Origin of the sequence: Paraburkholderia sp. GAS334 (assembly GCF_050436625.1) — a bacterium.
Lineage (GTDB): Bacteria > Pseudomonadota > Gammaproteobacteria > Burkholderiales > Burkholderiaceae > Paraburkholderia.
Map to the genome: position 1 here is coordinate 221,223 of NZ_JBNDMO010000010.1, position 13,966 is coordinate 235,188.

A 13,966-nucleotide genomic window follows, 5' to 3' on the forward strand; every position below is an offset into this window, starting at 1 on the left:
CGTTGTTCCATTTTGGTGCTTGCGATCCCGCTTGCACCCTCATGAAGCATAGCAGTCGCACCCTGCCTTGTGCATCGACCGAATGGCCGGGTACGCGCGAGTGACTGACACGCTAGAATGATCTTTTGGTTGCCAGCACGAAGGAGATTTGCCGTCATGAGTACGCTCGAACAGTTGTACGCGCAGGCCGGGAAGCGGCGTATCGAAAACCAGTTGCCATACGCAGGGGCGCTTTCGCCTGCCGAGGCATTCGAGCTTCTCCAACTCGACCCGCGCACACGCCTCGTTGACGTTCGGACCCGCGCGGAACTCGATTGGGTTGGACGGCCGCTGATTGGCGACGGCCAGTACGTCCATGTTGAATGGACGCGTTATCCGGGGGGCGTACCGAACCCGGAATTTCTCGATCAGCTGGGCAACGCGGCGTCGCCGGATACGCCGGTACTGTTCCTGTGCCGTAGCGCCGCCCGCTCAAAGCTTGCCGCGATCGCCGCAACCCAGGCGGGTTTCACGCAGGCGTTTGACCTGCTGGAAGGTTTCGAAGGGGACAAGGACGGCCAGGGGCACCGGAAAACGGTCTCGGGCTGGTGCTTCCGGGGTCTGCCGTGGATCGGCGCGTAAAGCGTGTTCGCTTTCACGTGGCCGTCCGGCTGTCGGCGAGCGTCAGCGGCGTGAGGTCCCGGTTCGTTTAGCCCCGCGGTTTCGCCTGCGTGGCATCGGGTTCAACGATGTCGCCGCCAAGCAGATGAACGCCTTCCCGCAGCTTCACGAATGCTGCGGCGACCGCCTCAGGCTCGCCTTTCACGCCCAGATCAATGTGACGGCGGGCATAGATACCGCCGCGCTCCGCATCGCCGACGCTCGGCAGACTGAAGACGCGCACGCCCGGAAAGTCATGTTCGATCTTTTCCATCAACGGCGTGAGCGTCGATTCGGGCAGTTCGAATACAAGCAGTGACTTTTCCGCGTGCGGCATGGCGTGGTGCAGATGCGCGTACTTCGTGTCCAGCACCCATTCGATCATGGGCCACGCCATTACCGGGAAACCCGGCACGAAGTGGTGATCCCCGACTGAAAAGCCCGGAATCTTGTTGTAGCCATTTGGAATGATCGACGCGCCGCGTGGGAACGTACCCATGTTCAGACGATGGCGGTTCTCCGGCGAACCAAGGTCGGGCGGCGCGCCGGACGCATCGACGTGCATGTCACGAATGCGCTCCTGGATCAGCTTTGCTGCTTCGGCGTGCAGTTCGAGCGGCACGCCGAGTGCTGCGGCGGCGCATTGGCGCGTGTGATCGTCAGGCGTCGCGCCGATGCCGCCGGTCGAGAACACGACGTCGCCCGAGGCGAACGAACGGCGCAACGTTCTCGTGATGCGCTCCGGGTCGTCGCCGATGTATTCCGCCCAGGCAAGCGAGAGCCCGCGGTCGGTCAAAAGCTGGATGACTTTCGGCAGATGCTTGTCAGTACGTCTGCCAGACAGGATTTCGTCGCCGATGATGATGACGCCAAATGCCATTGCCGCCTCTTCCTGAAAAATGAGTTCAGTAGGGAACCGTCACTGCCGTGCGCGCGCCGTGCTCTTCAGCGCGCATGCGCTGCAACGCGCGCAGGCAGTAATAGCCGAACCACAACGCCGAAAAGACCAGGATGAACGCATAGATCCAGATAGTCGCCGCCGTCACGACCGGGAACAACACGATTAGCCAGACCGACGACGCCCAGAGCAGCGTCGGAAGCGAACCCAGCAGACCGCTCGCGACACCGATCAGCAACAGCGGCAGCCGGTGTCGCCGAACCAGCGCGCGACGCTCCTCACTGGTCGCGTGTAGCGCGAGTGCGTCATACGTCATCACGCGATACGTGAGCCAGCCCCACAACAGAGGCGGAATCAGCGCGAAGAATGGCGGGATGAGCCACAGCGGCAGCGTCACCACCAGCAGAACGAGACAGACGAGCGTTGTCCATAGCGCATGGATCAGACTACCGTACCACGTTCCGCCGCGACGCATCTCCAGGCTGCTGAACTGCCGGACAGACAGATGACGGATCACGGCCGGCATCGACAGTGTCGCGATCAGCAGCAGCACGGTCACGACAATCAGTGGAATCGCGAGCGCGATCACGATGAAGGGCGCAATCACCGCATGCAGCGACGAAAACCCGAGCCAGTCGAACAGGCTGTAGAGCGTCGTGGTGAACGGCCAGCTTTCGAGCCACACGCGGGTGGCGTCGGTCAGCGCCTGCCACGAAAACCAGAGGATGACGCCCCAGACGATCGCCGCCGCCGCGAACGGCAAGAAGGTCAGCCAGAGCATGCGCGGATGGAGCGCGCTGGAGAGTGCGCGCCCGAACGAGCGCAACAGGTCATTCATGCGAGCCAGTGCCGGTGAATGAAGCGGTGAATAGGCAAAAAACGGGGCAACGAACGGGGCGAAACAGTGGATGAACCGAAATTGCGATCTGCGTGAGACAAACGCGACCACGCTAGCCACCGCCATCGCCGGAGAAACTGCAGACAGGATAAACCAGGGACCACGCCACCGGTATTTCTCGCTGCGGTGGCGCGCGATGACAGAAGCGTTAGTGCCAGCGTTGACAGAAGCACGTACAGCAAACGAAGCGCACGAGCTGCCGGCTCAGACGGCCGCGGTATCGTTGCCCTGCTCGCGGCGACCCGGCGCGAGCCGCCGGGTAATGCGTACGAGCGCGAGCCAGTGTTGTGCCCAGAAGCCTTCGCCGTATTGACGACCGTCGAGCTGGTCCTGAATACCGGTCGGCTCCATGTCGCGGCTCCACGACGCGGTTCGGAACAGCAGATCCCACCACGGGAACAGCACACCGAAATTGCAGCCGTAATTCGTGCCCTCATGGCCGTAGCGCATTGCATGATGCCGGCGATGGAACGTCGGGCTGACGAGCAGCCGTTCGCCCAGCCAGCCCAGGTACATCCGGATATTGGCGTGCTGCACGCTCTGCGCGAGATTCGTAATCGCGACGAGCACCACGAACTGCGACGGCGGCACGCCGATCACCAGTGCGATGACCGCGAAAAAACACGCCTGCAGCAGATCGTCAAGCAGATGGTTACGGTCGTCAGACCAGAGCGACATCTGGCGCTGGCTGTGATGAACCGCGTGCAGTTCCCACCAGAGCCCGAAGCGATGTTGGCCGCGGTGATACCAGTAACCCGCAAAGTCGAGCACGATCAGGTACATCAGGAACGTAACGAGCGGTTGCGTGGTGACGCCGGGCCACAAGTTGTCGAAATCGATATTTGCGACATCGTGCAGCCTCAACCAGCCCTGCACGCCATCGAAGAACGGTTGCAGCGAGAAGAAGAAAAACAGGTTCAGGATGCCGAGCTTCGCAATCCACGTGTAAATCACGTCGACGCGCACCGCCTTGCGGTTTTCCCATTGCTCGACGGGGCGCAGCGCCTCGAGGGGCCGGAGCACCGCGTACATGGCGAGCACCTCGAGCACGCCGACTATCAACCAGTAGAGGCTGTCATAGGTGTCCTCGTCGTAGTCCATCAGATCGAAGCGGAACAGCAGCGGCTGCACGACATCGACGTACAGCAGCGTCTGCACTGCAGAGACGAAACTATCGAGAGTCGAAAAAATCAGGTGGAACATGGTGCCCGCTGTGCTTCAACAAGGTGCTTCGACATAACGCTTCGCCACAGTGCCTCGCGACGCGCGGCCGGAGCCGCACCCGCGTGGCCTATGTGAACTAAGCGCCGTTCGGCGCCGTCACCGGCGCGCGATCGAAGAAATAGATGCCGTGCGGCGAACGGCCGACAGCGATCGTCTGGATCAGCTTGCGCGTTGACAGATCAATGACGCCGATGTGCTTCGCGAAGCGGAACGTTACCCACAGATAGCGTTTGTCGGCCGAAAGTTCCATATCGTCCGGGCCGGGCATCAGGCCCGTGATGTCGCCGACATTCGTCAGCGTGTCTTCATCAATGATGCTGATGGTGCTCGCCACGCGATTCGACACCGCGACGTGCTTGCCGTCAGCGAGCGAGCGGAAGTTGTGCGCGCCCTTGCCCGTCGGAATCGTCTTTACGATTTTCTGGTTTTTCCAGTCCACCACCGCGACGTAATCGGCACCTGTCATGCCGACTAGCAGATATTTCTCGCCCGGCGTCATCCAGAGGCCGGCAGGCACCTTGCCAACCTTCATCTTCCATTTGACCTGCTGCGTATCGAGATCGACCGCGGCCAGTTCGCCCGATACCTGCAGCGTGACGAACACCGTCTTGCTGTCACTCGTGAACGCCATGTGGCTCGGCATCACCGCGAGCGGCAGACGGCTCGCAAGCGCCATGTTGTGGCCGTCGTAGTGATAGATGTCAAGCCGGTCGAGCCGCAGACCCGTGGTGACCATCCATTTGTGATCTGGCGAGAAACCGATCTGATAAGGATCTTCGATGCCCTCAACCCAGCGCTGCACCTTGCCCGATTTCGGATCGACGAACATCAGGTTGTTCGAGACCGAATTGGCGACGATCAGCGACGAATTGTCCGGCGTCGCCATCAAATGGTGCGGTTCCTTGCCCGTGGGGATGGTGCTGACAACCTGATGGGTTGTTTCATCGATCAGGCTGAGCGTGGCCTCGCCGGAATTGAGCACGATCACATTGTTTGCGTGCGCCAGCGGAGAGAAAAAGCCTGCTGCGGCAACCAGCGCCGCGCCCGCTGCCAGCGCGCCAGTCAGACGGGAGAGAAAAAAATTGCGCATGAAAACTCACATCGGAGAACGAGCGTCATTGTAGAACGTTTGCCAGTACGCGCGGTTGACGCAGGTCGAGCTTTCGCAGCAAAAAATCGGGGGCGGTGGCGCACGCTTGGCGGGCGGCTGGCGCGATTGGGAAGCCGGAATCGTCGTAGATTTTGCCGGGGGATCGCGCTCAGTGAATGTGTGAATCCTATTTTTTGAGTTTTCGCCCGAGAAAATAAGAGCCATCCGCATTATCAAAAATAGACTCCTAATTATTAAAGAGTAAATCCATTTACATTTAACGTTTCGGGGAAATATCCGAAACCATCCTATGCCGATTAGCCATCGAGAATTTAAGAGTTAACTCATACCTGCCAAATCTGTCGACCGGGAAAATCAGATCAAATCATTTTCCCGCAACGATCCCGTGAACCGATCAGTGAGAAATCGACGCGTCGCGCCGCTTCTTCCGAGGTTTTCTCATGTGCGCTGAAACAGTAAGCAGCCGTGGGAACTCTTTTCCTGGCGTGCAAAGGAAAGCTGAAGAGCACGGATTCGATTCAAAAACACGCTCATTGATACAGATCGCGGCGCTAACATGGCAGAGTATTTTAGGAATGCACTCATTTAACACACCCCTGTCCAACGAAAATCTTGCCCCCTCAGGCACGCGCCTTACAGCTGATTCGCGTCAGTTGCGAGCAGAGCTTTCCATCCGGTTAATCACGGTCGCGCTAATCACAATGACTGGCTTGCCATCGGTGTGTGCGGCTGGGTCCGGTACCGGGCACCCAACGGCACCGCAAGCCGGACAGATGGACGCACCAGCAAGCCCGTTTGTGACCGTTGCAGCCGCCAGCGACGCCCAGCCCTACTTCAAGGCCGACGGCATCGATGACGGTTCCGATAACGCCGTCGCCGCCGCCGGCTCCAAAAGCGTCGCTGCCGGCGCGAACGCGCGCGCCACCGGCACCGCCGCTGTCGCAATCGGGAACACCGCAAGCGCTGCCAGCGCGGATTCGGTCGGCATCGGCGACGGCGCCAGCGCGGCGGGCACGGGAGCCATTGCGATCGGCGGCAATGCGCGCGCCAGCGGGCTTGGCGCGTCTGCGATCGGCAAGGACGCGAGCGCCAGCGGCAACGGCGCGTTCGCAGCGGGCTACCAGGCAAAAGCCGTGGATCTCGCCACAGCCGCCGGCATCTACGCGACCGCGACCGGTTCCCGCGGCACCGCTATCGGCGCGGCGGCAAACGCCAGCGGCACGTCGTCGGTGGCGCTCGGCAATGGCGCCCAGGCTACGCGCACGAACAGCGTCGCGCTCGGCACCGACTCCACGACGTATGCGAATCTGGCCGCGCTGGCGTTCACGCCGGTCGGCGCCAGCCTGATGATCAAGGCCGCCACCGCGGCCGGCGAAGTCTCCGTTGGCGCCGCTAGCGCGGAGCGGCGTATCACCAACGTCGCTGCCGGCGCCGGCGACACCGACGCTGTCAATCTCAGCCAGTTAAAGGCGCTCGATAGCAAGGTCGACGGCGCCGTGTTCTATGATCGCAACGCGGACGGATCCGTCAACCGCAACAGCTTCACACTCGGAGGCGACCCGGTGAACGGCGGAACGGTGATTCACAACGTCGCGGACGGCGTCGACGCCCACGACGCGGTCAACGTCGGCCAGTTGAAAGTTGTCGACGACAGGCTCGACGCCCTCGCTGGCAGCGATTCGCTGCATTACTTCAAAGCCGACGGCACCCGTGACGGCTTGGATGACGCCAGCGCCGCAACCGGCACGCACGCTGTCGCAGCGGGCGCCGCCGCGTCGGCTGGGGGCCTCGATGCCACAGCGGTCGGACACGGCGCGGATGCGCCGGGGGACGGTTCCAGCGCGTTCGGCGCGTTCGCCAACGCCGTTGGCTCCGGCGCAACGGCTATCGGCGCTTTCGCGCGCGCAGCCGGTGCCAACGCGACCGCAATCGGCACCGGCGCGAACGCCTCAGGCGTGTCGTCGCTGGCGCTCGGCAACGGCACGCAAGCCATGCGCGACAACAGCATCGCCATCGGCAGCGGCGCACGAGCCACATTTGACAACAGCATCGCGCTCGGCGCCGGATCGGCGACTGTCTTCGGTGCGCGGAGTGGGTATTTCGCGTTCGCACTCTCCGCGCCTCAACATTCGTCGGGAGAGGTCAATGTCGGCAATCGCACGATAAGTGGCGTCGCAGCGGGCGCGGACGATCAGGACGCCGTCAACGTCGCGCAGTTGAAGGCGGTGAGCGGCAAGGCAGATCAGACGGCGAGCCGGGTCGAGGGTGCGGTCACCGACGACGCAAACCCGGATGCCACCGTCAACCGTGACAGCATCACACTTGCTGGCAGCGCTGCGAACGGAGGCACAATCATCCATAACGTCGCTGACGGGACGGATCCGCACGACGCGGTCAATGTCGGCCAGCTGAATGCCGCGGTCGGCGACGCGATCAGCCACGTCGCAGTGAACACCGCGAATCCGCTCTTCAGCGCCGACGGTGATCGCGATACCGAGGCAGCGCAGTCAGCTGGAACACACTCCATCGCGGCCGGCGCAAACGCCCGGGCGAGTGCTAACGGCGCGACGGCATTCGGCGCGGGTGCCGTCGCCAGCGGCAACAACGGGATCGCGCTTGGCGCCGGGGCGAGCGCGAGCGCGAACAACGCCGCCGCATTCGGCGCCAACGCTGTCGCAGGCGGCACCAATGCGATCGCACTCGGCGTCAACTCAGTCGCCAGCGGCAACAACGCGGTCGCGCTTGGCGCCGGGGCGAGCGCGAGCGCCGACAACGCGGTCGCGCTCGGCCAGAGTTCGGTTGCGGATCGTGCGAATACGGTTTCGGTCGGCTCGGCAGGTCAGGAGCGGCAGATCGCGCACGTGGCGCCCGGCGTTCAGGGAACGGATGCGGTCAATCTGAACCAGTTGACCCAGAGCATGAGCGGCGCCGTCAACCAGGCGAATAGCTACACCGACGATCAGGTGCGATCCAGTCGCCGCGATGCATACGGTGGCACAGCATCCGCTCTGGCGGTTGCCGGACTGCCTCAGGCGGTGCTGCCCGGTCGCGGCATGGTGGCGGCCGCGGCCGGCACTTATGGCGGTCAGTCCGCCATTGCGCTCGGGGTGTCGCAACTCTCCGAAACGGGTAAATGGGCGTACAAGGTTCAAGGCACGACCAGTTCACGCGGTGAATTCGGCGCGTCGATCGGCGCAGGCATGCACTGGTAGCGCAATACGCCAACGCCGTGAATACGCACTCCTTCACTTAACGCTGCATCGATTCCCACACCTTATGCAGGCGCTTCACCGAAACGGGCATTGGCGTTCGCAGTTCCTGCGCGAAGAGCGAAATCCGCAGTTCCTCGAGCAGCCAGCGGAATTCCGTCAGCCTTGAATCCATCACGCCGCCACGCTGCGCGATAGCGCGCTGATAGTGCTGCAACAGAGGCTGGAATTCGGCGAACTGTCGCGCGTCACGGGTCGGGTCGGCCTTCAGCTTGTCGATGCGCAACGCGATGCCTTTCAGGTAACGCGGGAAATGTGCAAGCTGCACATAAGGCGTATCGACGACGAAGCGTTTCCCGACCAGCGCATCCAGCTGGCTCTGCATGTCCGCGTACGCTGCTGTGAACGACTTCGCCTGAACGAGCTTTTTCGTGACTGCGGCGTACTCGCCCAGAACCTGTCCGATGAGCCGTGCGATTTCCTGCGCGAGCAGCGTCAGGCGACCGCGTCCTTCGTCGCGACGCGTATGGAAGCTGCCGTCGTCGTCGGGCAGCGGATCTTGCAGGCACGCGCGATCCAGTGCGGTGTCGACCAGCTGATCGCGCAATTCTTCCTGCGTGCCACGCGGCATGAACTGCATCGACATTTCGCGCAGACCCGGGAGGTTCTTCTCCAGATATTTGATCGGTTCGCGCAACTGCAACGCAAAAAGACGACGCAACCCCGCGCGATGGATCCGCGCGGCTTCTTCGGGCGAGTCGAACACTTCGACGTCACAATGCGTCGTGCGATCGACCAGCGCCGGGTAGCCGAATAACGTCTGGCCACCACGGCGGATTTCGAGCAGCTCAGGGAGCTTGCCGAAGTTCCACGTCGTAAGGTTTTCGTACAGCGCGGTGGCCGCGGTTCCGCTCGCCGACGTTTGAGGTGCAGTCCCACCCTGCCCGCGCGCGCCGCTCTTCGCAGACGCAGTTGCGGACCCAGCATCGGCCGCCCCTGTCCGCGAATCGGATGAAAGCGCCGCAGCGCTACTGGAAGCCGCATTCGACAATCCGGCCGCTCCACCCAGCGCCGCACCCGCCGCGATCTTCTGGAAATGCTGCTGAGCCTGGCCGCCGAGTTCCGCGCGCAACTGCGCGAGATTGCGACCCATCGCGAGCTGCCGGCCATGCTCGTCGATGACCTTGAAGTTCATGAAGAGATGCGGCGGCAGCGTCTCCAGCTTGAAGTCGGACTGTTTCATCGCGACCTGCGTCGCTTCGCGAACATCCGCGATCAGCGCTTCGAGCAGACCGCCCGCGCCGAAACGCGGACCACGCGTGCGCTCGACAAAACCTGCCGCGTATTCCGGTAGCGGCACGCAATGGCGACGCAGTTTCTGCGGCAGCGATTTCAGCAGCAGTTGCGTCTTCTCTTTCAACATGCCCGGGACGAGCCACTCGCATCGACGCGCATCGACCTGATTGAGCGCGTAGAGCGGCACCGCCGCCGTCACACCGTCGCGCGGCGAGCCCGGCTCGAAGTGATACGTGAGCGCCATCTCGACGCCCGACATCGTCATCCGCTTCGGGAAGAGATCGGTCGTGACGCCGGCCGCCTCGTGCCGCATCAGATCGTCGCGCGACAGATACAGCAGACGCAGTTTGTCCTCGGGCTGACCGCTCTTTTTGACTTCGTCCTTGTACCAGCGCTCGAACGACGCGCCGGTGTAGATGCCTTCGGGAATCGCCTGATCGTAGAAACCGAAGATCAGTTCATCGTCGACCAGCACGTCCTGACGACGCGACTTGTGCTCCAGCTGTTCGATGTCGGCAAGCAGCTTCCGATTGTGCGCGAAGAACGCGAGCGTCGTGTCGAACTCGCCCTCGACCAGCGCACCGCGGATGAACAGTTCGCGCGCGCGCGACGGGTCCTGCTTGCCGAAACCCACACGCCGCCGGTGGTAGATCGGCAGCCCGTACAACACGGCGCGCTCGTACGCCGACACTTGCGCCGCGCGCTTTTCCCAATGCGGTTCGGACAACGATTTCTTCAGCAGATGCGCGCCGATCTGCTCGATCCACTCGGGCTCGATCTTCGCGATACACCGCGCGTACAGACGGCTCGTCTCGACCAGTTCCGCCGCGATCACCCAGCGGCCGGCTTTCTTCACCAGCGCCGAACCCGGCCACAGATAGAACTTGATGCTGCGCGCGCCGAGGTAATACGGTTCGTCGTCGGCCTTGAGGCCGATGTTACCGAGCAGGCCCGTCAATAGCGCGAGATGGATCTGCTCGAACGTGGCTTCACTTTCGTTCAGCCGCCAGCCGTGTTCACGCACCACCGTCAGCAGTTGCGAATGCACATCGCGCCATTCGCGCAGCCGCAGATGCGACAGAAAATTCGCGCGGCACGCGTCGACGAGCTGCCTGTTCGACTTCTTGTGCGCGACCGCTTCCTCGAACCACGTCCAGATTTTGAGCCATTGCAAGAACTCGGAGCGCTCGTCGGCAAAACGGCGGTGTGCCTGGTCGGCCTGCTCCTGCGCTTCGATCGGCCGGTCGCGCGGATCCTGCACCGACAGCGCGCTTGCGATGATCAGCACCTCGCGCAGCGCCTGCTGGTCACGCGCAGCGAGAATCATCCGGCCGACGCGCGGGTCGAGCGGCAGGCGCGCGAGTTCGCGGCCGAGCGTCGTGAGATCGTTGTCGTCGTCGACGGCGCCGAGTTCATTCAGCAATTGATAGCCGTCGGCAATCGCACGGCCCGGCGGCGGTTCGATAAACGGGAAGGTTTCGATCGCGGTCAGATGCAGCGATTTCATCCGCAGAATGACGGACGCCAGCGACGAGCGCAGGATTTCCGGATCGGTAAATCGCACGCGGCCCTGATAATCACTTTCTTCGTAGAGACGAATACACACGCCATCGGCGACACGGCCGCAACGCCCTGCCCGCTGGTTCGCCGCCGCCTGCGAGATCGACTCGATCTGCAACTGCTCGACCTTGTTGCGATACGAGTAGCGCTTCACGCGCGCGAGCCCGGTATCGACCACATAGCGAATGCCCGGCACCGTCAGCGACGTTTCGGCGACGTTCGTCGCGAGCACGATGCGGCGTGCGTTCGATGGCTTGAACACACGCTCCTGCTCCGCGGCCGAGAGACGTGCGAACAGCGGCAGGATCTCGGTGTGCGGCGGATGGTGCTTGCGCAGCGCTTCCGCGGCGTCGCGAATTTCGCGCTCGCCGGGCAGAAACACGAGCACGTCCCCGGAGCCTTCGCGACAGAGCTCATCGACGGCATCGACGATCGCTTCCATCAGATCGCGGTCGGCGTCGCGTTGTGATTTCTGCCGCTCCGGACGGTCCGCACGTTCACGACCGGACGACGTGCCTTCGGCGGACTTCACGGCCGGGCTGTCTTCGACCACAGGCCGGTACCGCACCTCGACCGGATACAGACGTCCGCTCACCTCGATCACCGGCGCGGGCTTTTCGTCGCTGCCGAAATGACGCGCGAAACGGTCTGCGTCGATGGTCGCGGAGGTCACGATCAGCTTGAGATCGGGCCGCTTCGGCAGGATTTCGCGCAGGTAGCCGAGCAGGAAATCGATGTTCAGACTGCGCTCGTGCGCTTCGTCGATGATGATGGTGTCGTAGGCCTTGAGCAGCGGATCGGTCTGCGTTTCGGCAAGCAGAATGCCGTCGGTCATCAGCTTCACCGACGCGCCGGGCGCGAGGTTGTCCGTGAAACGCACCTTGTAGCCGACCACTTCGCCAAACGGCGTGCCGAGTTCTTCGGCAATACGCCGCCCGGTTGCCGAAGCCGCGATCCGGCGCGGCTGCGTGTGACCGATCAGACCTGAGCCACCCGCGCCGAGGCCGCGTCCAAGCGACAGACAGATCTTTGGCAACTGCGTCGTCTTGCCGGAGCCCGTCTCGCCGCTCACGATCACGACCTGATGCTGCGAAATTGTCCGTGCAATCTCATCGCGGCGGCCGGAGACCGGCAGCGCTTCAGGGAAGCTAATCGGCGGAATCGGGTTTGGTTCGACGATGCGCGGCGCGCGCGGCGGTTTTTTTTCGCGCGGGGTGGTCTCGTTGCGGGGCGGTTCCTCGCTGGGTGTTTGCTGGCCGCTGCGCAGCTGGTCGGCGTTGCGCCGCTGCCCGGCGCTGTGCGGTTGCCGGCCGTGATGCGGTTGCCCGGCGCTGCGGGATTGTTCGCCCTTACGCGGCTGTCCCGCGTCGCGAGGCTGACCGCCATCGCGCGGCGGCCGTTGCGCGCGCGCGTCACCCTGCTTGCCCGACGGAATGCTTTTTTCCGCACGCGGCGCGTCACCAGCGGCCGCTTGATCCGGACGGCGCTGCGACTGCTGCGAAGTAATCGACGGCTTCGGTTGCGCCTTCTGCTGGGGGCCCTGCGGCGGTTTCTGACTCGCGAGCTGCTGACGCAACTGCTCCAGCGCGTCCGTCCCGCGCGCCTGCGTGCCGCCCGCACTTTCGCTGCGCGTCTGCGCCGGTTGGCCGGGTCCGCCCTCGGGCGTCTGATTCACGTTCGCCGAAGCGGGACTTTTGGGTACATTCGACATGGGGGCGCATTATAATCCCGGGCATGAATTCCCAAACCGACCTCGTCCCCGCGCCCGCAAGCGCTCCGGCCCCGACCGGCGCAGCGGAAGATCTCGCCCAGCACGCGCAATTCGTCGACTGGATGCGTTCGGTCGCCCCGTATATCCACGCGTTCCGCAACAAGACGTTTGTCGTCGGGTTCGGCGGAGAAGTGGTGCATCAGGGCCTCCTGAACGCGCTCGTGTCCGATATCGCGCTGTTGCAGGCGATGGGCATCCAGATCGTGCTCGTCCACGGCTCGCGACCGCAGGTCGAGGAGCAGATGAGCCTGCACGGCGTGGAATCGGAGTTTTCGCACGGCATGCGCATCACCGATGCCCGCGCGCTGGAATCCGCGAAGGAAGCCGCCGGCGAAGTGCGTCTCGACATCGAGGCGGCGATCAGCCAGGGCTTGCCGAACACCCCGATGGCGCATGCGCACATCAGCGTGGTGTCGGGCAACTTCGTGACGGCGCGGCCGGTCGGCATTCTGGACGGCGTCGATTTCGCGCACACGGGTGTCGTGCGCAAGATCGATGCGGATTCGATCCGCCATTCGCTCGCGAGCCGCAAGCTCGTGCTGCTCTCGCCGCTTGGCTTCTCGCCCACGGGCGAAGCGTTCAACCTGAACATGGAAGATGTCGCGTCCGCTGCCGCGATCGCGTTGCGCGCCGACAAGATCGTGTTCCTGACCGAAACGCCGGGCCTGATGGACGAGGAAGGCTCGCTCATCCGCGAACTCTCGCTCGACGACGCATACAAGCTGCACGAAAGCGGCGAACTTCAGGGCGACGAAGCGTTCTATCTGAAACACTCCATTCGCGCGTGCCGCGGTGGCGTCGCACGGGCGCACATCGTGCCCTACGCGCTCGACGGCAGCCTGCTGCTCGAACTGTTTCTGCACGATGGCGTAGGCACGATGATCTCGTACGAGAACCTCGAAAGCCTGCGTGAGGCCACGCCGGACGACGTCGGCGGCATCCTGACGCTGATCGAGCCGCTCGAATCGGACGGCACACTCGTACGTCGCGGCCGCCACCAGATCGAACGCGACATCGACCATTTCTCGGTGATCGAGCACGATGGCGTGCTCTTCGGCTGCGCGGCGCTTTACCCGTACACGCAGGAGCGCATCGGCGAAATGGCGTGCCTGACGGTCGCACCGGAAGCGCAAGGCTCCGGCGACGGAGAGCGTCTCTTGAAGCGCATCGAGCAGCGCGCCCGTGCGCGCGGCCTCACGCGCATTTTCGTGCTGACGACACGCACCGAACACTGGTTCCTGAAGCGCGGCTTCGTGAAGGTCACGGTCGACGACCTGCCCGAAGACCGTCGCCGGCTCTATAACTGGCAGCGCAAATCGCTCGTGCTGATGAAACAGCTCTGAGCGGCCCCATATAAGGC

The 13,966-nt window shown here is 63.3% G+C and carries 8 protein-coding genes; 3 read left to right on the top strand and 5 right to left on the bottom strand.

Features of this window, described 5'->3' with window-relative positions; all coding sequences use genetic code 11:
• Positions 1 to 156 precede the first annotated feature (156 nt).
• Positions 157 to 621, top strand: coding sequence for a rhodanese-like domain-containing protein (locus P3T21_RS20220; protein WP_429257721.1), 465 nt, complete (start codon positions 157 to 159; stop codon positions 619 to 621).
• A 67-nt stretch (positions 622 to 688) separates the two neighbouring features.
• On the opposite strand, the gene P3T21_RS20225 is transcribed toward P3T21_RS20220, so the two are convergent.
• The 4 genes from P3T21_RS20225 to P3T21_RS20240 all read right to left on the bottom strand — a co-directional run bounded on the left by P3T21_RS20225 (position 689) and on the right by P3T21_RS20240 (position 4,749).
• Entirely contained in the window at positions 689 to 1,519 is an 831-nt protein-coding gene (locus P3T21_RS20225) for a competence/damage-inducible protein A (protein ID WP_429257722.1), read from the bottom strand.
• Between the two features lie 25 nt (positions 1,520 to 1,544).
• Positions 1,545 to 2,375: an EI24 domain-containing protein gene (locus P3T21_RS20230; protein WP_429257723.1), complete on the bottom strand. Its 831-nt coding sequence runs from the start codon at positions 2,373 to 2,375 to the stop codon at positions 1,545 to 1,547.
• Positions 2,376 to 2,639: 264 nt separating this feature from the next.
• Complete coding sequence (locus P3T21_RS20235; protein WP_429257724.1) at positions 2,640 to 3,638, bottom strand: sterol desaturase family protein; 999 nt, start codon at positions 3,636 to 3,638, stop codon at positions 2,640 to 2,642.
• Positions 3,639 to 3,735: 97 nt separating this feature from the next.
• Positions 3,736 to 4,749: a beta-propeller fold lactonase family protein gene (locus P3T21_RS20240; RefSeq protein ID WP_429257725.1), complete on the bottom strand. Its 1,014-nt coding sequence runs from the start codon at positions 4,747 to 4,749 to the stop codon at positions 3,736 to 3,738.
• A gap of 794 nt (positions 4,750 to 5,543) precedes the next feature.
• Here P3T21_RS20240 and P3T21_RS20245 point away from each other — a divergent pair.
• On the top strand, positions 5,544 to 7,982 hold the full coding sequence (locus P3T21_RS20245) for a YadA family autotransporter adhesin (RefSeq protein WP_429257726.1): 2,439 nt from the start codon (positions 5,544 to 5,546) through the stop codon (positions 7,980 to 7,982).
• A gap of 37 nt (positions 7,983 to 8,019) precedes the next feature.
• Here the strand turns inward: P3T21_RS20245 and hrpA are convergent, their stop codons facing one another.
• The gene (gene hrpA / locus P3T21_RS20250) at positions 8,020 to 12,546 is read right to left on the bottom strand and encodes an ATP-dependent RNA helicase HrpA (RefSeq protein WP_429257727.1); all 4,527 of its coding nucleotides are present in this window, start codon (positions 12,544 to 12,546) and stop codon (positions 8,020 to 8,022) included.
• Positions 12,547 to 12,569: 23 nt separating this feature from the next.
• On the opposite strand from hrpA, the gene argA reads away from it, so the two are divergent.
• A complete protein-coding gene (gene argA, locus P3T21_RS20255) occupies positions 12,570 to 13,949 on the top strand; it encodes an amino-acid N-acetyltransferase (protein ID WP_429257728.1) in 1,380 nt (459 codons plus the stop codon).
• Positions 13,950 to 13,966 lie beyond the last annotated feature (17 nt).